Raw genomic sequence first — 19,165 nt, 5'->3', positions numbered from 1 at the left:
TAGCGCCGGGCCATGCCCGGCGTCCGTTGCGCTCAGGTGCGGGTCTGCCCTTCGCCACGCACCACGAAACGCTCGACGGTGAGCGCTTCCAGGCCCATCGGGCCGTAGGCATGCAGGCGCGTGGTGGAGATGCCGATCTCGCTGCCGAGGCCGAGCTGGCCGCCATCGGAGAAGCGCGAAGAGGCATTGACCATCACCACCGCAGAGCGCAACGCGTTGACGAAACGCTCGGCGTTGCCCGCGTCCTCGGTGGCGATTACTTCGGTATGGTCGGAACTATAAGCACGGATGTGCGCGATGGCCGCATCGAGGTCGTCGACCACGCGTACCGCCAGCACCAGGTCAAGGAACTCGGCGGCGTAGTCGTCTTCGGTGGCCAACGTGCTGCCCGGCAGCAGCGGCTGCGCCAGCGCATCGGCGCGCAGCTGCACGCCTCGCTCGCCAAGCGCTTGTGCCACGCGCGGCAGGAAGGTATCGGCCACGACACGATGCACCAGCAGGGTCTCCAGCGAGTTGCAGGCTGCCGGACGGCTGCACTTGCCGTCCACCAGCAGGTCGATGGCTTTGCCCAGGTCGGCGCTGGCATCCACGAACAGATGGCACACGCCCTTGTAATGCTTGATCACCGGCACCCGCGCATGCTCGGCAACGAAGCGGATCAGGCCTTCACCGCCGCGCGGAATGGCCAGGTCGATCAGCTCATGCAGCTGCAGCAGTTCCAGCATCGCTTCGCGACGCAGGTCGGTCAGCACGGTCACCGCCGCCGGAGGCACGCCATTGGCGGTCAATGCACCAGCCAGTGCCTGGGCGATGGCGGTGTTGGAATGGATCGCTTCGGAGCCGCCACGCAGGACCACGCCGTTGCCGGCCTTCAGGCACAGCGCCGCGGCTTCGGCGGTCACGTTCGGACGTGCTTCGTAGATCATCGCGATCACGCCCAGCGGCACGCGCACCTTCTGCACACGGATGCCGTTCGGGCGCACGTCGTCGCGGGTGACCTGGCCGACCGGATCGGGAAGCGCAGCGACCTCACGCACGGCTTCGGCCATCGCGAACAGGCGTGCCGGGTCCAGCGCCAGGCGGTCGAGCATGGCACTGCCAACGCCCTTGTCGCGCGCGGCGGCGAGGTCACGTGCATTACCGGCCAGGATCAGCCCGGCATTCACTTCCAGCGCCTGTGCCATCGCCAGCAGCAGCGTGCGGCGGGCCGCACTGTCGAGGCCGGCAACGATCTGGGCCGCGTCACGGCAGGCACGCGCCTGCGCTTCGATTTCGCTCATCGGGGTGTCCTTCAAACCGGTCATGGCAGCACCAGATCATCGCGATGGACGACACTGCCACCGTAGTTGTAGCCCAGCACGGCCTCGATGTCGCGCGAATGGCGACCGGCGATCCGGCGCACATCATCGGCGGCGTACTGGCTGACACCGCGGGCGATGCAGACACGGCCCTGCGACGAGGTCCAGCACACCTGCACCATGTCGCCACGGCGGAAGCTGCCTTCTGCACCGGTGATGCCACCGGGCAGCAGCGAAGCGCCTTTCTCACGCATGGCCTGGGCCGCGCCCGCATCGACGATGATCGCGCCCTCGGCCAGCGGCGCATGCCGCAGCCAGTGCTTGCGTGCGGCCTCGCGGCTGCGCGCGGCATGGATTCGGGTGCCGAACAGGCGGTCCTGCGCCAGTGCGCGCACCACGTCACTGCTGCGGCCATTGAACAGATAGGTCTCGATGCCGAGGCGGCCGGCCTTGGCCGCCGCTTCCAGCTTGGTGCGCATTCCACCAGTGCCGGCGCGCGAACCGGCGCCGCCGGCCATCGCCAGCACGGCATCGTCCAGCTCGGGCACGTCATGCATCGGTCGTGCGTCGGCCACGGTGCGCGGGTCGGCGCTGTACAGACCATCGATGTCGGTGGCGATGAACAGCGCATCGGCATTCACCAGCGCCGCCACCGTTGCGGCCAGGTTGTCGTTGTCGCCGAGCTTGAGTTCATCCACCGATACCGTGTCGTTCTCGTTGACCACCGGCAACGCGCCCAGCCGCAGCAGCTCGGTGAGCGTGGCGCGCGCATTGAGGTAGCGACGACGGTTGCGCAGGTCGTCGTGGGTCAGCAACACCTGCGCCACCGGGCGTTCGAAGAAGCGCTGCCAGAGCCCGATCAGCTGGGCCTGTCCGAGCGCGGCCAGCGCCTGACGCGCCGCCATCGCCGAACCGGGCTCGTCGGCCCGGGGAAGAATCGCGCGGCCAGCGGCAACCGCGCCCGAGGACACGATCACCACCTCGCGTCCGGCCAGTACGTTGGCGGAGACGAACTGGGCCAGGCCCAGCGCGTGGCGTGGCGACAGGCCACCGCCATCGGCGGCCAGCAGGCTGCTGCCAACCTTCAGCACCGCGCGCCGCCACGGTGGCAGCACCTGTTCCGGGAACGGCGAGGCGACGTGGGTGGCGTGCAGGGTCATCAGGTGCGCCTCAGCGGGTATTCCATTCGTGCACGGTCAGGTCGGAGGCCTGCATCGTCACCAGTGGGTCGGTGGCGACGATGGCCTGTGCCTGCGCCAGGTTCTCCACGTTGCACAGTACATAGGCGCCGCCGCTGCCGTCGGCGAAACCGCCGGTCAGCTGCAGCCTGCCCTGCGCACGCAACGCGTCGAGGAAGTCCAGATGCGGCTGCACCGCTGCGGCGTTGAAGCCGGGCCGGCGCATGGCCAGCACCAGGTACACGGTAGCGGCCATCAGGACAGCGCCTGCCAGCGCGCACGCAGTTCGTCCAGGCGCAGGTCGGCTGCCGAACCCGGCGATACGCGCGCGGCCAGGCTGCCTTCCGGGGTACGTCCCTGCCCTGCACTGTCCGCACCGGCCGCAGCAGCCTTGTAGGCCTCGCGGAACGGCACGCCCGCCACCGCGGCTTCCACCGCAACGTCGGTGGCATACATGCCCGAATCGATCGCCGCGCGCAGCCTGTCATCGCGCCACTCCAGGTTGGCCAGCAGCGCCGGCAGCAGTTCCAGCGCGGCGAGGCCGCGCCCGAAGCCGTGGAAGATCGCACCCTTGGACGACTGCAGGTCGCGGTGGTAGCCCGACGGCAGCGACAGCAGCTGCTCGATTTCGGTACGGGCAGCGGCGACGCTGGCATGGGTCGCCCGCATCAGCTCGATCACGTCCGGATTGCGCTTGTTGGGCATGATCGAACTGCCGGTGGTGTACTGCGCCGGCAACGCGACGAAACCGAATTCGGCGCTGGTGAACAGCGACAGGTCCCAGGCAATGCGGCGCAGGTCCAGGGTGGCACCGCCCAGCGCTTCCAGTGCAGCCAGTTCGAACTTTCCACGCGACAGCTGCGCGTAGATCGGCGAAATCTGCATGCGCGCAAAGCCGAGCGCGGCGGTGGTGTGCTCGCGATCCAGCGGCAGGTTCACGCCGTAACCGGCGGCGGTGCCAAGCGGATTGGCATCGACCAGTGCATGGGTATCGCGGGCACGCACGGCGTTGTCGATGAAGGCCTCGGCCCAACCGGCCCACCACATGCCGGCCGAGGACACCACGGCGCGCTGGATGTGGGTGTAACCGGGAATCGGCAGGTCCTTTTCCGCGTGTGCACGATCCAGCGCGACTTTGGCCACCTCGGCACTGAGCTGAGCGACGCGCTGCAGCTTCTCCTTCAGCCACAGGCGGGTGGCGACCAGGATCTGGTCGTTGCGGCTGCGTCCGGTGTGGATCTTGCGGCCAGCATCGCCAAGGCGCTCGGTCAACCGTGCCTCGATCGCCGAATGGCCATCTTCATACTGCGTATCCAGCACGAAACGGCCTTCGCGGAAGTCCTGCGCCAGCACGTCGAGCTCGCGCAGCAGGCCAGCCAGCTCATCGGCGCTGAGGATGCCGATGTGTTGCAGGCCCTGTGCGTGCGCGGCGCTGGCCGCGATGTCGTGCAGGAAGAACTCGCGGTCGAGGATGACGTCGTCACCGGCGAGGAAGGTCTGGATCTGGGCGTCGACGGCGACGCCGGGCTTCTGCCAAAGAAGGTCTGCCATGGGGGCTCCGGAAGGCGTGTTCAGTGCGGGATCGACGTCAGTTCGTCGATGCCCAGCGCGAGATTGAGGTTCTGCATGGCCTGGCTGGCCGCGCCCTTGAGCAGGTTGTCCAGGGTCGCCACCACCACCACCCGCTTGCCGCCCGGGGCCAGGGTGAAGCCACCGACCTGGGCACCGTGGCGACCAGCGATGCGGCTGACCCACGGCGCCTCATCCACGACCTCGATCAGCGGTTCGCCAGCATAGGCCTGCTGGAAGCGCTCGACGATCTGATCGCGGGTCTGCACGCGGTTCAGCCACAGGTTGGCAGTCAGGGTGATGCCACGGAAATGCGGGGCCACGTGCGGCATGAACTCGACCGCCACGCCCATCTGCACCGACACCTCGCGCTCATGCACATGGTTGGTCAGTGCATATGGCATCAGGTTGTCGGCCAGCAGCTCGACATTGTTCTTGTCCGACGGCGTGGTGCCGGCACCGGAGTAACCGGACACACCGAAACACTGCGGCGGGCCGGCCAGCAGGTCCAGCAGCGGGTGGATAGCCAGCTGCATCGCGGTGGCATAGCAGCCCGGATTGCTGATGTGCTTCTGGCCGTTGTAGCGACCGCGGGTCAGCTCCGGGAGGCCGTAGTACCACGCATTGTCGAAGCGGTAGTCGGCCGACAGATCGACGATGACGGTGTCCGGCTTCGCCGCGTCCAGCGCGGCCACGAACGGTGCGGCCAGGCCGTTGGGCAGGGCCAGGATCACCGCGTCCACCCCCTTGGCGGCCACCGCGTCGGCATCCAGGTTCTCGTACTGCAGTTCGCCCCGGAACTCGGGATGATGGTCAGCCAGGCGCTGGCCCGCGCGTTCGCGCGAGGACACGAACGCCAGCTGCAGCTGCGGGTGCGCAGCCACCAGCTTGATCAGCTCGGCGCCGGTATGGCCACGGGCACCGACAATGCCCAGGGTGAAAGTCGAATCGTTCATGCGTGGCTGTCCAGGCGGTACTGCAGATGGCGTTTCACGCCCTGCCATTCCGCATCGATGATGGAGAAGATGACGGTGTCGCGCGGCGTACCATCGGCATGCCGCTTGTGGTTGCGCAGCACGCCATCCTGCTTGGCACCCAGGCGCGCGATCGCGGTACGCGAGGCAAAGTTGAACCAGCTGGTCTCGAATACCACGCTCAGGCATTCCAGCCGCTCGAACGCATGGCTCAGCAGCATCAGCTTGGTCTCGGTATTGACCCCGGTGCGCTGCGCAGACTCGCCATACCAGGTGTAACCGATGCTCAGGCGCGGCACGTCCGCTTGCAGATCGTAGTAGCGGGTGGTGCCGACAATCTGGTCGTTGGCATCGAACACCACGAACGGCAGCACCTTGCCTTCGGCCTGCGCCTGCAGCGCGGCCTGCACGTAGCCGGTCATGGTCTTCGCATCGGGCACCTGGGTGTACCAGAGCCTGGACAGCGCCCCATCGCCGAGCGCGCCGCGCAGGCCATCGATATGCCCCATCTGCAGCGGCTCCAGCCGCGCATGGGTGCCCGCCAGGCTAGGGACCTTGGTCCAATCAGCATGGTTCATCGTGCTCAGCCCTCCAGGCTCGGTGCACGAACGCCGCAATGGTCGACATAGGTCCTGATACGGTCGATGCCATCAGCACCGTACCAGAACACCTTCCAATGGCCCTGCTTGTAGCAGCCATCGGATTCGGCGTAGTAGAAATGGTTGATCGGGTTGCCGTTGCGCGAACGCCAGAACAGCTGCGGCGTCTCCTCGCGCATCACGTTCCAGACCGCGCGACCCAGGCCTTCACCCTGTGCATCATCAAGCACCGCGAACTTGTCCAGGTACACGCCCTCGGCCTCGTCAGTAAGGATCACCGCCGTGCGGTAGTTCTCGCTGACGTAGGCGCGCAGCAGCGTGGTCTTCTGGAAGTAGTCCGGCACAAGGGTACGGCCGAAGCTCGATTCGATCAGCTGCTTCAGGCGCGGCAGGTCCAGCTGCTCCCACGCGGTGGCGCGCAGCACCTTCTCACCCTTGCGCACCAGCGTGCCCGAGCCCTTGTGAGTGAACAGCTCCTTGGCCAGGTCGGCCGGGCGGGTGATCGACACCGACGATTCCAGCGGCAGGCGGTCGAGCAGATCCTTGATCTGTTCGATCTTCACCTTCATGCCACCGTGGATCCACGGCTGCGCGATCAGATGGTCGTACTCGGTGGACAGGTTGATCGAATCGATCACGCTGCCCTGCTCGTCCAGCAGGCCGCCGGTGCCGGTCAGGAAGATGATCTTGTACGGCTGCAGCTCCTGCACCAGCTCGTTGGCAGCGAAATCGGCGTTGACGTTGAGGATCTGCCCGCCGGCGGTCTCACCCAGGCTGGTGATGACCGGAATCGAGCCAGCGCGCAGGCTGGCCTCGATCGGCGCCAGGTTGACCTTCTTCACCTCGCCGACCAGGCCGTAGGTGTCCACGTCCAGATACTCGGCTTCGAACACGCCGCCGGTGATCGAGGTCGCACGCGCACCGTTCTGCTGCAGTGCTTCGACCAGACGCAGGTTGGACTGCTGGAACACCCGGCGCACGATCGCCAGCGCTTCCGGCGAGGTCACGCGCAGGCCATTGACGGTCTGTTTCTCAATGCCGGCTGCGGACAGCTCGGCATCCAGCTGCGGGCCGGCGCCGTGCAGCACGATCGGGGTCAGGCCGACTTCCTGCAGGAACGACAGCGACGAGGTCAGCGCGTCAAGGTCGTCGCGCAGGACGGCACCGCCGACCTTGACCACGGCGAAGCGCTTGGCATCCAGCTGCGAGAAGCGCTTGAGGTACTGGCTGATCTCCTTCGCGCTGGCCATGCTGGAAAGCAGGCGCACGATGGTCTGGCGGGTCTGGCGGTGGGGCTGGAGGGCAGGAGACATTTCGGTTTCGTCACAGGCGGCGGTCGCCGCGTTGCAGTTCCACCGTGCCGGAGCACGGCGGCGTTGTGGGGTCGATCAGGCGCCGGCAGCAATGATGCGGTGCACGGCGTCGGTGTAGCGCTGCAGCTGGTCCAGCGTTACGAACTCATCGGCGGTATGGGCCTGGGCGATGTCACCCGGGCCGAACACCAGCGTGGTGTAGCCACCGGCCGAGAACAGCGAGGCTTCGGTCCAGAAGTCCACCGCGTTGCCGATCGGCAGCTCCAGTGCGTCGGCCACGTCGCGCGCCAACAGGCGGCGGTTCTCGGCTTCGGCGATGTCACCGGCCGGCAGGCTGGGACCACGGAAGGTTTCGGTGAACAGTGCCGCTTCCGGTTCGGCGAAACCGGCAAAGGTCGCCAGCAGGCCATCAATGTCCATCGACGGCAGCGGGCGGAAGCCGAACCGCACTTCGGCGGCCGGGGCAATCATGTTGGCCTTGATCCCGCCCTCGACGCGGCCGATGTTGAAACGCAGGCCGGTGAGGCCGCCGAAGCGCGCCGAGGCCAGCGATTCCACATGGTCCAGCGCACGGTTGCCCCAGCGCATGGCCTGATGCAGTGCGCTGGCGGCCGCATCCTGCTTGCCCGAGGCATGCCCGGCGCGACCGGCGAACTGCATCAGCACCGAGCTGATGCCCCGGTGCGCCAGTACGGCTTCGCTCATGGTCGGCTCGGCCACCAGCACTGCTTCATACGGAATGCCACGGGCCAGAAACGCGGCGATGCAGCGCGGATCGTTGGCTTCCTCGTCGCTGGAGAACAGGAATGCAGCGTCTCCGTCGCTGGCATTGGCCGCGGCCACCAGTGCAGCGGCGGCGCCCTTGATGTCACACACGCCGAGGCCGACCACGCGGTCGTCCAGGCGGCGCATCACGTGCGGGTCGGCACTCCAGTGCGGCGAGTCCGGCACGGTATCCAGGTGCACGTTGAACAGGTACTTCGGCGTACCGCGCACCGCATACAGGCTGACCGCACCGGCGCCATGGTCGATCACCTCGACGTTGAACCCGGGCAGGTTCGCACGCAGGTAATCGAAGATGCCACCGGTGGTGATCGCACGCGGCGGGTTGCGGGTGTCGAAGGACACCAGGGCCTGCAGATGCGAGATCGTCTGTTCAAGCATGAATCAAAGATCCTTCAGTACAACGTGTACCGGCTGGAGGAGCGCCCCCTTGATGTTCAAGGGGGCGCGCCAACGGCGCGGGGATTAGGTGGAATGCGCGGGAGACGCGCGCGCAATTCAATCGCTCAGCGATTGACTTGCGCGTATAGCGTCGAGCTCATGCCGAACAGCTTGATGAAACCTTCGGCTTCCTCCACGCCCCAGTCGGCCGACTGCGCATAGGTGGCGCCCTTGGTGTTGAGCAGGTGCGGCGACTTCACCGCTACCGCATCGACGCGGCCACCACGGGTTTCCAGCACCACTTCGCCGTTGACCTTGGCCTGCGAGGACTTCAGGAAGGCTTCGATGTCGGTCTTCAGCGGGTCGTGGTAGAAGCCTTCGTACACCAGCTCCACCCATTTGCGCGCCACGTCCGGCTTGAAGCGGTTCTGCTGCTTGGTCAGCACCGCATCTTCCAGCGCGCGGTGTGCGGCCAGCAGCGAGACCAGGCCTGGTGCCTCGAACACGATGCGGCCCTTCAGGCCGATCACGGTGTCGCCGGTGTACACGCCACGGCCAACGCCGTACGGGGCGAACAGCTTGTTGAGCTGGGCCAGGATCTGGTCACCCGCCAGCGCCTTGCCGTTCAGTTCGACGGCTTCGCCCTCGACGAACTTCAGGGTCACGGTCAACGCCTGTTCCGGCCACTCGCTGCGCGGTGCGCACCAGCCACGCGCGCCCTCGCCCGGGGCTTCCCAACGGTCGATCTCGCCACCGGACATGGTCAGGCCCAGCAGGTTCTCGTTGATGGTGTAGGCCTGCTGCTTGGCGCGCACGCCGAAGCCGCGCTCTTCCAGGTACTTCTGCTCGTAGGCGCGGGTCTGGGTGTGTTCCTTCTGGATCTCGCGGATCGGCGCGATGATCTGGTAGTCACCCAGGGCCTTCACGGCCAGGTCGAAACGGACCTGGTCGTTGCCCATGCCGGTGCAGCCGTGGGCGATGATGTTGGTGCCCAGTTCGGCAGCGCGCTTGAGCGCGGCATCGACGATCAGGTAACGGTCCGACACCAGCAGCGGGTACTGGCCCTGGTAGCCTTCGCCGGCCCACACGAACGGCTTGACGAAGCCTTCCCAGATGGCCGGGCCACCGTTGACGGTCTGGTGGCTGGCCACGCCCAGCTCGGCGGCGCGCTTCTCGATGAAATCGCGCTCTTCATCATCCACGCCGCCGGTATCGGCGAACACGGTGTGCACGTTGTAGCCGCGCTCCTGCAGATACGGCACGCAGAAGCTGGTATCCAGGCCGCCGGAGAAGGCGAGAACGACGTCTTTGTTGCTCATGGGGGTAATGTCCAATCAGGTGGGTAGCGCCGGGCCATGCCCGGCGGATTGTTTCAATGCTTGGGAATCAGCGCCCGGCAACGGCCGCCATGATCGCCTTCTGCACGTGCAGTCGGTTCTCGGCTTCGTTGATGGCGATGCACTGCGGCGAATCCATCACCGCATCGGTGGCCTTGACGTTGCGGCGCAACGGCAGGCAGTGGCTGAACACACCGTTGTTGGTCAGCGCCATCTTCCGCTCGTCCACGATGAAGTGCTTGAACTGGTCGCGGATCGGCTTTTCCGGTTCCCAGTTGCCGAAGAACGGCAGCGCGCCCCAGCTCTTGGCGTAGACCACGTCGGCACCGGCGTAGGCGCTGTCGATGTCATGGCTGATCTTCAGAGAACCGCCGCTCTCGGCCACGTTCTGCTCGGCCCAGCCCATGTAGCGGTCGTCGAGGATGTAGTCGGCGGTCGGGCACAGCAGGGTCACGTCCATGCCCATGCGGGTGGCGATGGTCAGCGCCGAGTTCGCCACCGCGGTGTTCAGCGGCTTGGGGTGGTAGGTCCAGGTCAGCACGTACTTCTTGCCGCGCAGGTCCTGGGTGCCGAAGTGCTCCTGCAGCGCCATCACGTGGGCCAGTTCCTGGCACGGGTGGGTGATGGTCTCCATGTTGATGACCGGCACCGGCGAATACTTTGCGAAGCTGTTGAGGACGATGTCCTGGCGGTCGTAGGCCCAGTCGATGAACTTGGGGAACGCACGCACGGCGATGATGTCGCAGTAACGGCCCAGCACCTTGGCCACTTCGGCGATGTGCTCTTCGGTATCACCGTCCATCACCGTGCCGAGGTTGAACTCGATCGGCCACGCATCCTTGCCCGGCTGCAGCACCACGGCGTGGGCGCCGAGCTGGAACGCGCCCAGTTCGAAGCTGGTGCGGGTGCGCATGGACGGGTTGAAGAACACCAGCGCGATCGACTTGCCCTTGAGCTGGTCGCCGAGCTTGTTGCGCTTGAACAGCGCGGCCTGGGTCAGCAGCGCGTCGAGATCGCTGCGGCTCCAGTCCTGGGTGTTCAGGAAGTGCTTGGGGGACATCATCTTTCCTTGCGTGGCGGCGCCGAAGGTCGACGCGGTGGAAGGGAAACCAGGAACCAAAGGTGGTACGAAAAGGTTGCAGTTGCAGCTTTCATGACGCGGAAACGAAAAAACCCAGCCGGTGGGCTGGGTTTTTTTCGGACGAACAGCAAAAAGCTCCGGTTACCCAGCGAGGATGTGGGGTTCCGGTCGACGCGCACGCGAGGTCATGCCCGACGCCTGTCGGGCTGCGCTGCTGTCGTGCTGGAAGTCGGTGAGCTTCATGGCCGGGCATCTTTGCATGCGGCCGGGACCGGCGCAAGGGGCGTGGGTCGCGGAATCAGGGATTGCTGGCAGTGTTCTGTTCGGGACCGACCCATGGGGTGATCGAGACCCGGACCTTGAGCCGGTTGCCGGGGTCTTCCGGCAGCCGCGAGCGGTACTTGGTGCCCTTGTAGACGTAGTCCACGTCATAGGCGATGGGCCGGCGGAATTCACGCCCGACCGGCACGATGCGGCAGTCACGGGTCAGCATCGGCCCGTTGTTGGCCGGCGCCGGGGCCGGCGCGGGCGTCTCGGCGGCGGTCTCCTCGGCCCCCTCTTCATCGCTGCGCTTGAACATCGAGCGCACCGAGTCCCAGAAGCGGCTGATCCGGCCCTTGTCCTCGACCGGCTCCTCACCGGTGACGTTGACCGGGGCCAGGGTGCGGGTCGAGATCGGCTCGCAATGCTCCTCGGTGCGGGTCGCGCGCAGGGTCTGGAACACCGGCTCGACGTTCAGTACCTGGGCGTAGTCGAACTTCACGTTCTCTACGATCACCACCCGGTTGCGGGGCTCGGCCTCCTGGGCCAGGACCACGGCAGGCAGCGCCCACAGGCAGGCCAGGGTCAGCAACGCGGTGGTTTTCATTGGCGAGGAGTGCAGGGACACGGCAATAGTGTAGGCAGTGGTGACCGCAAGGGGCTGAACATTACCCGTCCGCGCCGCTCCTGCCCACCCCACCATGGGTGGGCTTCAGGTCCACCGGTGGCAGCGCGTCGCCCCAAAGCGCCCCGACACGTTCTAAAATCACAGGCTTGTCCCCCAGACACAGCCCCATGACCCTGCGCCTGCACAACAACCTGACTCGCCAGCTCGAACCGTTCACCCCGCTCGACCCGGCCTGTCCGACCCTGTATGTGTGCGGCCCGACGGTCTACAACTACGTGCACATCGGCAACGCCCGTGGCCCGGTGGTGTTCGGGGTATTGGCCGACCTGCTGCGGCGGCGCTTCGGCGGCCTGCGCTACGCGCGCAACATCACCGACGTGGACGACAAGATCAACAACGCCGCGCGCGAACAGGGGGTGCCGATCAGCACCATCACCGACCGTTTCGCCGCCGCCTACCGTGAAGACATGGCCGCGCTGGGCGTGGCACCGCCGGACATCGAGCCGGAAGTGACCGCGCACATCCCGCAGATCATCACCATGATCGGGCAGCTGATCGCCAGCGGCCACGCTTACCCGGCCGAGGGCCACGTGCTGTTCGCGGTCAGCAGCTTCGAGGGCTATGGCAAGCTCTCGCGCCGCGATCCGGAGGAAATGCTGGCCGGTGCCCGCGTCGATGTTGCCCCGTACAAGCGCGACCCGGGTGATTTCGTGCTGTGGAAGCCGTCCAGCGACGACCTGCCCGGCTGGGAATCGCCGTGGGGCCGTGGCCGTCCGGGCTGGCACATCGAATGCTCGGCAATGGCCGCCGCTCATCTGGGCGAGACCATCGACATCCATGCCGGTGGCGTCGACCTGCAGTTCCCGCACCACGAGAACGAACTGGCGCAGAGCGAATGCGCGCACGGAGGCAGGATCTTCGCCCGCTTCTGGCTGCACAACGGCATGCTCAACTTCGGCGGCGCCAAGATGAGCAAGTCGCTGGGCAACATCGAGCGCGTGCATGACCTGGTACGCCAGCACCCGCCGGAAGCGCTGCGCCTGGCGCTGCTGTCGGCCCATTACCGGCAGCCGCTGGACTGGTCCGACGCGCTGATCGAGCAGTCGGTGCGCACCCTGGACCGCCTGTATGGCACCCTGCGCGAGCTGGCCGCGATCGAGGCGACCACGCTGATCCCGGCTTCGATCGAGGCCACGCTGGACGACGATCTGAACACCCCGCAGGCGCTGGCCGAAGTGGCCCGCATCGCTGCCGACGCGCGTCGCGCAACTGACCCTGCCGAGCAAGCGCGCCTGAAGGGCGAACTGCTCGGCGCCGGCCTGGCGCTGGGCCTGCTGCAGGCCGACCCGGCGCAGTGGTTCGGCACCGCCGCCGGCGATGATGGCGACGACGCCCGCATCCAGGGCCTGATCGACGCGCGCGCCGCCGCCAAGCAGGCGCGCGACTTCGCCCGTTCCGATGCCATCCGCGACCAGCTGGCCACCGAAGGCATCGTGCTGGAAGACACCCCGCAGGGCGTGCGCTGGTCGCGCAAGCGCGGCTGACCTGTGCCCTGCCCCGTGGCCGGTGCGCCGGCCACGCCCCCACTGTAGAGACCGCTGTGACCGACTCCCCGTTCCCGCTTGAACCCACCGCCGCCGAGGCCCAGGCCGCCATCGCCGAGGAATTCGGCTTCTTCGGTGACTGGTCCGAGCGCTACCAGTACCTGATCGACCTCGGCCGCAAGCTGCCGGTGTTTCCGGAAGAATGGAAAACCGAAGAGCACCGCCTGCTCGGCTGCCAGTCGATGGTCTGGATCGTGCCGGAAGGCAACACGCAGTCGCTGCGCTTCCACGCCATCAGTGATTCGGCCATCGTCTCCGGCCTGATCTTCCTGGCACTGCGCGTGTACTCCGGGCGCTCGGCGCAGGAGATCCTCGACACCGAGCCCAGCTACATCCAGGACATCGGCCTGGCCCGCCATCTGTCGCCCACCCGCAGCAACGGCGTGGCGGCGATGCTGGCCTTCATCCGCGAGACCGCGCAGGCCCAGCTGCAGCGCGAGCCCTCGTGAGCGAGCCTGCCACAGCCGAAGACACCGCCCTGGGCCTGCTGTCCCGACCCGGTTTCGCCAGGCTGCTGGCCTACCGCATCTTCGCAATGCTGTCCTACCAGGTGGTCGCGGTCACCGTCGGCTGGCATATCTACGAAGTCACCCGCAATCCATTCTCGCTGGGCCTGATCGGCCTGGCCGAGGTGTTGCCGTTCTTCTGCGTGGCGCCGTTCGCCGGCTACCTGGTCGACCACCTGCCGCGCCGCCGGCTGGGCATGGTCGCCTGTTCCGGGCTGATCGCCACCGCGCTGGTGCTGACCAGCGTGGCGATGGGATGGCTGCCGGTTGACGGCGTGTGGCCGATCTACGCCGCCATTGCGCTGACCGGCATGGTGCGTGCCTTCCTGTCGCCGATCTACAACGCCCTGTTCGCCCGCGTACTGGCCCGTGACCAGTTCGCCCGTGGCGCCGGCCTCGGTGCGGTGGTGTTCCAGGCGGGCATGATCGCCGGCCCGGCACTGGGTGGCGTACTGGTCGGCTTCGCTGGCAAGGGCCTGTCCTATGCGGTGGCCACCGTGTTCGCGGCAGTCGCGATGGGCTGCCTGGCCACGCTGAAGGTGGAAGAGCCCGTGCATTCCGGCCCGGCTGCGCCGATCTTCAAGAGCATCGCCGAAGGTGCACGCTTCGTGGTCGGCAACCGGATCATGGTCGGGGCGATGGCGCTGGACATGTTCTCGGTGCTGCTGGGTGGCGTGGTGGCGATGCTGCCGGCGTTCCTGCACGAGATCCTGCACCACGGTCCGGAAGGCCTTGGCATCCTGCGCGCGATGCCGGCGCTGGGTTCTGTGTGTGTCGGCCTGTGGCTGGCGCGCCACCCGCTGCACCGCAATGCCGGCCGCGTCCTGCTGTTCGCGGTGGCCGGCTTCGGCCTGTGCGTGATCAGCTTCGGGCTGTCGCAGCACTTCTGGCTGTCGGCGCTGATCCTGTTGTTCTACGGGGCCTTCGACGGCGTCTCGGTGGTGATCCGATCGACCATCCTGCAGCTGGCCACGCCGGAAGAGATGCGCGGACGGGTGTCGTCGATCAACGGCATTTTCATCAGTTCCTCCAACGAGCTCGGCGCGTTCTATGCCGGCACGATGGCCAAACTGCTGGGGCTGGTACCGGCGGTAGTGCTGGGCGGCTTCGCGGTGCTGAGTGTGGCCGGGATCACGGCGTGGAAGAACCCGACGCTGCGGAAATTGAATCTTCGCGACCTGCAATAAGTGGATTTCCGCGCGCCCACGCGCCCGTAGCGCCGGGCCATGCCCGGCGGGCTCTTTCCGCGACCGCGGTGGGGTGTCACTTTTCTTTTCGCGCGAAAAGAAAAGTAACCAAAAGAAACGCGAGCGCACGCATGACCGCTTCTGGTAGAGCCAAGCCATGCTTGGCTGCTTTTGCTTTTGCTTTTGCTTTTGCTTTTGCTCTTCCTTTCCCTCCGGCTTCGGCCAGAGCCGGGCATGGGCTCGGCTTTACAGCAACCGCGCACGCAGGAAACCGTCGAGAGCCTGCGGGTGGGTCCGGGCAGGACCGTCCGCGGCATGGATGCCGCGGCCGAGCTTACAGGGATGTACTTGCAGCGTGTCCTGCCCGGACCCACCCGCAGGCTCTCCCCGATACCCGGAAGGCGCCGTTCTACCCAGCCAACCACCACCCAACAAAAAACCCGGCCGAGGCCGGGTTTTTCGCATGACCATACAACGATCGGGAATCAGTCGCCCTGCTGCTTCTGCAGGTGCTCCCAGCGCTCCTGGGCGTCGATGGTGCGCTCGGCGGTGAGGCGCGCTTCCAGGCGCTCCAGGCCGATTTCTTCACCGGTGTCCACACAGTAACCGTAGTCGCCCGCTTCCAGGCGCTTCAGGGTGCTGTCGATCTTGCCGATCAGCTTGCGGTAGCGGTCACGGGTACGCAGTTCCAGCGAGTTCTCGGTCTCGCGGGTCGCACGCTCGGCTTCGTCGCCGATGTCACGCACTTCCTCGCGCAGGTTCTCGATGGTCTGCTTGGACTCTTCCACCAGGTCCGCACGCCAGTTCTGCAGGCGCTGGCGGAAGTATTCCTGCTGCAGCGGGCTCATGTATTCCTCTTCCGAGGACGGCTTGTAGCCAGCCGGCAGGATCGGGCGGCCAGTGGCCTCATCGGTCTTGTATTCGACCACCTTGTACTTGCTGCGCGGGGCCGGCGCGGCCGAACGGGCGGCGACGGCCACGGCGACCTTTCCGACAGGACGCGGCACGGTCTTCGGGGCGGAATCGGATTTCACGGCGGTTTTGGCAGGCGATTTCGAAACGGGCACGGGATTCTTGGATTGCGGGGCGGTCGATGCTGCAGGAGCGGCGGCCGGGGCCGGCTTGGGAGCCGGTTGGGCTGCTGCCACTGCCGCGGTCTTGGCCGGGACAGACTTGGCCGGAGCCGGCTTCGCAGCTGGCTTCGGTGCGGACTTCACAACGGGGGCCGGGGTCGGCTTTACGGCCGGCGCGGCGACATTCTTGGCAACTTTCTTTACAGCAGCAGGCTTGGCCGCAGCGACTTTCTTCGCTACAGGCTTGGCAACCGGCTTGGCCGCAGCCTTCTTCACCACCGCCTTCGGCGCTGGCTTGGCTGCTGCCTTCTTCGCCACCGGCTTGGCGGCGGCCTTCTTCACCGGTGCAGCCTTGCTGACGGCTTTCTTCACCACCGGCGCCTTCCTGCCGGCAGCGGCAGGCTTGGCCTTGGCAGGCGCAGCGGCCTTCTTCGCCACCGGCTTGGTTGCCTTCACCGGCGCTTTCTTTGCGGTGGCCTTCCTGGCCGCCGGTTGCGAGGACGCTGCCTTGGTCACCGGCTTGCTGGCCGGTTTCTTGGCAACGGGCTTTGCCGCCAACTTCTTCACAACAGGCTTGGCGGTTTTCTTGGCGGCCGTTACGGCCTTCTTTGCAGTTTTTTTAGCAGCCACGAAACGCTCTTCCTTGGATTCCCCGGGGCCCGGGAAAGCGGGCCTTTATAGCCTACCCGACCCGCAGCAGCAACCTCGGTGGCCCACTCCATTCAGTCCAGGAGACAACGGGCCCAAGGTGCGGTCCGACCAACACGGACCGCCCTGCGCGGTACGGAACCTGTCCGGCACCTGGAGGGTGCCGCGAGCGGTCGCAGGCCATTGGCGACATGCGACCAACGGCCCATCCTGCACAAATGCGGCCTTCATGCCAACTGGCATAAGATGACTGGGTGATCTCGCGCCTGCTCATCGCCCTGCTGCGCTTCTACAAGCGCTTCATCAGCCCCCTGCTTGGGCCGCGCTGCCGTTTCGTACCCAGTTGCTCTGAATACGCGATGGAAGCGATCTCGCGCCATGGCCCGCTGCGCGGCAGCTGGCTGGCGGCGCGACGGCTGGGCCGCTGCCATCCGTTCCACCCAGGCGGCTTCGACCCAGTGCCCGAATCTCCCAACGCCCCCTCTTGCCGTTGCACAGGAAAACACTGACATGTCCTCCACGCTCATCACCAACGCCCGCATGGTCAACGAAGGCCGCACCTTCGACGGCGACCTGCGCATCGAGAACGGCCGCATCGCGCAGATCGGTTCCGGGCTGGCGCCGCGCGACGGCGAACAGGTGGTGGACGCGGGCGGGCGCTGGCTGCTGCCCGGCATGATCGACGATCAGGTGCACTTCCGCGAGCCGGGCCTGACCCACAAGGGCGACATCGCGAGCGAATCGGCGGCGGCCGTCGCCGGTGGCCTGACCAGCTTCATGGACATGCCCAATACCAATCCGCCGACGCTGGATTCGACCATCCTGGAAGCCAAGTACGAGCTTGCGCGCGGCCGCGCCTGGGCCAACTACGGCTTCTACCATGGCGCCAGCAATGACAACCTGGAGGCGATCCGCGCACTGGACCCGAAGAAGGCACCGGGCGTGAAGGTGTTCATGGGCGCCTCCACCGGCAACATGCTGGTGGACAACCCGGAAACGCTGGACGCGATCTTCCGCGAATGCCCGACCCCGATCATCACGCACTGCGAAGACACGCCGATGATCGATGCCAACCTGAAGGCGTTCCAGGAGAAATACGGCGACGCGCTGACCCCGGACATGCACCCGGACATCCGCTCGCGCGAGGCCTGCATCAAGTCGACCCGCCTGGCGATGTCGCTGGCACGCAAGCACGGCACCCGCCTGCATGTGCTGCACATCTCCACCGCCGACGAGCTGGCGCTGTTCGAGAAAGGCCCGCTGATCCGCGCCGACGGCAGCCGCAAGCAGATCACCGCCGAGACCTGCGTGCACTTCCTGCACTTCGCGCGTCCGGACTATGCGACCAAGGGCAACCTGATCAAGTGCAACCCGGCGATCAAGGACGTGTCCGACCGCGAGGCGATCACTGCCGCGCTGGCCGATGACGTGCTGGACGTGCTGGCCACCGACCACGCGCCGCACACCTGGGAAGAGAAGCAGAAGCCCTACGCGCAGGCGCCGTCGGGCCTGCCGCTGGTGCAGTACGCGCTGGTGGCCGCACTGGAACGCGTGCACGAAGGCAAGCTGACCCGCGAGCAGGTGGTGCAGAAGTTCGCCCACGCCCCGGCGCAGCTGTTCGACGTGGAAGAGCGCGGCTTCCTGCGCGAAGGCTACTTCGCCGATCTGGTCCTGGTCGAAGACGTGCCGTTCACCGTCAAGCGCGAGGACGTGCTGTCCAAGTGCGGCTGGTCGCCGTTTGAAGGCACCACCTTCCGTTCGCGCATCGCCTCCACCTGGGTCAACGGCCAGCAGGTGTGGGACGGCAGCAAGCTGGTGGGCGAGCCCGCCGGCCAGCGCATGACCTACGACCGCTGATGCGCTCCGCTCTCCTGATCGGGGCGCTGCTGGCGGCGCCCTTGTTTTCCGCACCTTCGGCGCAGGCACAGGATGGCATCGGCAGCCTGATCGACAGCCGCGTGGTGTTCCCGGCCAGCGCGTCGCAGGGCGCGCTGGTGATCGGCAAGGTACCCGCCGGCAGCCGCGTGCAATACGCCGGCCGCCAGTTGCGGGTGAGCGGCTATGGCAGCGTGGTGTTCGGCATCGGCCGTGACGAGAAGGGTCCACTGCGCGTGCAGGTGCAACGCCCCGATGGTGGCAGCGAGACCGCAACCATCACGGTGACACCGCGCGACTGGCCCACCGAACGTGTCAACGGCGTGCCGCCGAAGACGGTCAATCCACCACCGGCCATCGCCGAGCGGATCAAGCGCGAGCAGGCGCAGGTGACCGCTGCGCGCGCCCGTGATGACGACCGCACTGACTTCACCCAGACCTTCATCTGGCCGGTGCAGGGCCGCATCAGTGGCCGCTTCGGCAATGCGCGCGTATACAACGGCCAACCCGGTGCCGGGCATTCCGGCATGGACATCGCGGTGCCGACCGGCACTCCGGTGAAAGCACCGGCTGCCGGCATCGTCACCTTCGCCGGCCCGGACCTGTACCTGACCGGCGGCACGCTGCTGCTCGACCACGGTTTCGGGGTCAGCTCCAACTTCCTGCACCTGTCACGCATCGACGTAAAGGTCGGTGACCGTGTCGAACAGGGCCAGGTGATCGCCGCCGTCGGCGCCACCGGCCGCGCCACCGGCCCGCACCTGCACTGGGGCATGAACTGGTTCGATACCCGTATCGACCCGCTGCTGGTGCTGGAACGCAAGTAACGCGCGCAATGCGCTTTGGTGGGTGCCGACCTTGGTCGGCACA

At 66.7% G+C, this 19,165-nt stretch carries 18 protein-coding genes; 6 read left to right on the top strand and 12 right to left on the bottom strand.

Features of this window, described 5'->3' with window-relative positions:
- Positions 1-32: 32 nt before the first annotated feature.
- The 11 genes from AC13GA_RS07275 to AC13GA_RS07225 form a co-directional block, all read right to left on the bottom strand.
- Positions 33-1,304: a glutamate-5-semialdehyde dehydrogenase gene (locus tag AC13GA_RS07275; protein WP_046986143.1), complete on the bottom strand. Its 1,272-nt coding sequence runs from the start codon at positions 1,302-1,304 to the stop codon at positions 33-35.
- On the bottom strand, positions 1,301-2,458 hold the full coding sequence (gene proB, locus AC13GA_RS07270) for a glutamate 5-kinase (protein ID WP_482997784.1): 1,158 nt from the start codon (positions 2,456-2,458) through the stop codon (positions 1,301-1,303). Before proB ends, AC13GA_RS07275 begins: the two co-directional genes overlap by 4 nt.
- A gap of 10 nt (positions 2,459-2,468) precedes the next feature.
- Positions 2,469-2,732, bottom strand: a complete 264-nt coding sequence (locus AC13GA_RS07265; protein ID WP_478473737.1) for a YciI family protein — start codon at positions 2,730-2,732, stop codon at positions 2,469-2,471.
- Positions 2,732-4,027, bottom strand: a complete 1,296-nt coding sequence (gene argH / locus AC13GA_RS07260) for an argininosuccinate lyase (RefSeq protein ID WP_482997783.1) — start codon at positions 4,025-4,027, stop codon at positions 2,732-2,734. Before argH ends, AC13GA_RS07265 begins: the two co-directional genes overlap by 1 nt.
- A gap of 20 nt (positions 4,028-4,047) precedes the next feature.
- Positions 4,048-5,001 (bottom strand): N-acetyl-gamma-glutamyl-phosphate reductase, encoded by a 954-nt coding sequence (argC, locus tag AC13GA_RS07255; RefSeq protein ID WP_046986147.1) that lies wholly within the window; start codon positions 4,999-5,001, stop codon positions 4,048-4,050.
- On the bottom strand, positions 4,998-5,597 hold the full coding sequence (locus tag AC13GA_RS07250) for a GNAT family N-acetyltransferase (protein ID WP_046986148.1): 600 nt from the start codon (positions 5,595-5,597) through the stop codon (positions 4,998-5,000). The genes argC and AC13GA_RS07250 overlap by 4 nt, the downstream gene beginning before the upstream one ends.
- Positions 5,598-5,602: 5 nt before the next feature.
- Positions 5,603-6,931, bottom strand: coding sequence for an acetylglutamate kinase (locus tag AC13GA_RS07245; protein WP_046986149.1), 1,329 nt, complete (start codon positions 6,929-6,931; stop codon positions 5,603-5,605).
- A gap of 75 nt (positions 6,932-7,006) precedes the next feature.
- A complete protein-coding gene (locus tag AC13GA_RS07240) occupies positions 7,007-8,095 on the bottom strand; it encodes an acetylornithine deacetylase (protein WP_046986150.1) in 1,089 nt (362 codons plus the stop codon).
- Between the two features lie 125 nt (positions 8,096-8,220).
- The gene (locus AC13GA_RS07235) at positions 8,221-9,414 is read right to left on the bottom strand and encodes an argininosuccinate synthase (RefSeq protein WP_046986151.1); all 1,194 of its coding nucleotides are present in this window, start codon (positions 9,412-9,414) and stop codon (positions 8,221-8,223) included.
- Positions 9,415-9,481: 67 nt separating this feature from the next.
- Positions 9,482-10,492: an N-acetylornithine carbamoyltransferase gene (locus AC13GA_RS07230; RefSeq protein ID WP_005410369.1), complete on the bottom strand. Its 1,011-nt coding sequence runs from the start codon at positions 10,490-10,492 to the stop codon at positions 9,482-9,484.
- Between the two features lie 319 nt (positions 10,493-10,811).
- Positions 10,812-11,381, bottom strand: a complete 570-nt coding sequence (locus AC13GA_RS07225) for a hypothetical protein (protein ID WP_482997782.1) — start codon at positions 11,379-11,381, stop codon at positions 10,812-10,814.
- A 188-nt stretch (positions 11,382-11,569) separates the two neighbouring features.
- Between AC13GA_RS07225 and cysS the strand changes: the two genes are divergently transcribed.
- From cysS to AC13GA_RS07210, 3 genes are read left to right on the top strand one after another with little or no spacing between them, the layout of a single operon-like run.
- Positions 11,570-12,946: a cysteine--tRNA ligase gene (gene cysS, locus AC13GA_RS07220; protein WP_136639739.1), complete on the top strand. Its 1,377-nt coding sequence runs from the start codon at positions 11,570-11,572 to the stop codon at positions 12,944-12,946.
- 56 nt (positions 12,947-13,002) lie between these two features.
- Positions 13,003-13,455, top strand: a complete 453-nt coding sequence (locus AC13GA_RS07215; RefSeq protein WP_006378633.1) for a SufE family protein — start codon at positions 13,003-13,005, stop codon at positions 13,453-13,455.
- Positions 13,452-14,699 carry an MFS transporter gene (locus tag AC13GA_RS07210; protein WP_046986154.1) on the top strand — a complete coding sequence of 416 codons (1,248 nt, stop codon included), beginning with the start codon at positions 13,452-13,454 and terminating at the stop codon, positions 14,697-14,699. The genes AC13GA_RS07215 and AC13GA_RS07210 overlap by 4 nt, the downstream gene beginning before the upstream one ends.
- 485 nt (positions 14,700-15,184) lie before the next feature.
- Here the strand turns inward: AC13GA_RS07210 and dksA are convergent, their stop codons facing one another.
- Positions 15,185-16,402: an RNA polymerase-binding protein DksA gene (dksA, locus tag AC13GA_RS07205; protein WP_136639856.1), complete on the bottom strand. Its 1,218-nt coding sequence runs from the start codon at positions 16,400-16,402 to the stop codon at positions 15,185-15,187.
- Between the two features lie 272 nt (positions 16,403-16,674).
- Here dksA and yidD point away from each other — a divergent pair, with 272 nt between their 5' ends.
- Genes yidD through AC13GA_RS07190 form a run of 3 tightly spaced genes read left to right on the top strand, consistent with a single transcriptional unit; the run spans position 16,675 to position 19,122 of the window.
- Positions 16,675-16,929: a membrane protein insertion efficiency factor YidD gene (gene yidD, locus AC13GA_RS07200; RefSeq protein WP_005414016.1), complete on the top strand. Its 255-nt coding sequence runs from the start codon at positions 16,675-16,677 to the stop codon at positions 16,927-16,929.
- 1 nt (position 16,930) lies between these two features.
- Positions 16,931-18,277, top strand: a complete 1,347-nt coding sequence (locus AC13GA_RS07195; protein WP_482997781.1) for a dihydroorotase — start codon at positions 16,931-16,933, stop codon at positions 18,275-18,277.
- On the top strand, positions 18,277-19,122 hold the full coding sequence (locus tag AC13GA_RS07190) for a M23 family metallopeptidase (protein ID WP_482997780.1): 846 nt from the start codon (positions 18,277-18,279) through the stop codon (positions 19,120-19,122). The genes AC13GA_RS07195 and AC13GA_RS07190 overlap by 1 nt, the downstream gene beginning before the upstream one ends.
- Positions 19,123-19,165: the final 43 nt, after the last annotated feature.

This window comes from Stenotrophomonas sp. 22DLJC03, assembly GCF_056861405.1.
The sequence above is the reverse complement of the archived record's forward strand: the minus strand, read 5'-3'. Positions and strand labels throughout refer to the sequence as shown.

Coding starts and splice junctions, on each gene's coding strand:
- AC13GA_RS07275 (WP_046986143.1), bottom strand. CDS start 1,304: ATGACCGGTTTGAAGGACACCCCGATGAGCGAAATCGAAGCGCAGGCG.
- proB (WP_482997784.1), bottom strand. CDS start 2,458: ATGACCCTGCACGCCACCCACGTCGCCTCGCCGTTCCCGGAACAGGTG.
- AC13GA_RS07265 (WP_478473737.1), bottom strand. CDS start 2,732: ATGGCCGCTACCGTGTACCTGGTGCTGGCCATGCGCCGGCCCGGCTTC.
- argH (WP_482997783.1), bottom strand. CDS start 4,027: ATGGCAGACCTTCTTTGGCAGAAGCCCGGCGTCGCCGTCGACGCCCAG.
- argC (WP_046986147.1), bottom strand. CDS start 5,001: ATGAACGATTCGACTTTCACCCTGGGCATTGTCGGTGCCCGTGGCCAT.
- AC13GA_RS07250 (WP_046986148.1), bottom strand. CDS start 5,597: ATGAACCATGCTGATTGGACCAAGGTCCCTAGCCTGGCGGGCACCCAT.
- AC13GA_RS07245 (WP_046986149.1), bottom strand. CDS start 6,931: ATGTCTCCTGCCCTCCAGCCCCACCGCCAGACCCGCCAGACCATCGTG.
- AC13GA_RS07240 (WP_046986150.1), bottom strand. CDS start 8,095: ATGCTTGAACAGACGATCTCGCATCTGCAGGCCCTGGTGTCCTTCGAC.
- AC13GA_RS07235 (WP_046986151.1), bottom strand. CDS start 9,414: ATGAGCAACAAAGACGTCGTTCTCGCCTTCTCCGGCGGCCTGGATACC.
- AC13GA_RS07230 (WP_005410369.1), bottom strand. CDS start 10,492: ATGTCCCCCAAGCACTTCCTGAACACCCAGGACTGGAGCCGCAGCGAT.
- AC13GA_RS07225 (WP_482997782.1), bottom strand. CDS start 11,381: ATGAAAACCACCGCGTTGCTGACCCTGGCCTGCCTGTGGGCGCTGCCT.
- cysS (WP_136639739.1), top strand. CDS start 11,570: ATGACCCTGCGCCTGCACAACAACCTGACTCGCCAGCTCGAACCGTTC.
- AC13GA_RS07195 (WP_482997781.1), top strand. CDS start 16,931: ATGTCCTCCACGCTCATCACCAACGCCCGCATGGTCAACGAAGGCCGC.
- AC13GA_RS07190 (WP_482997780.1), top strand. CDS start 18,277: ATGCGCTCCGCTCTCCTGATCGGGGCGCTGCTGGCGGCGCCCTTGTTT.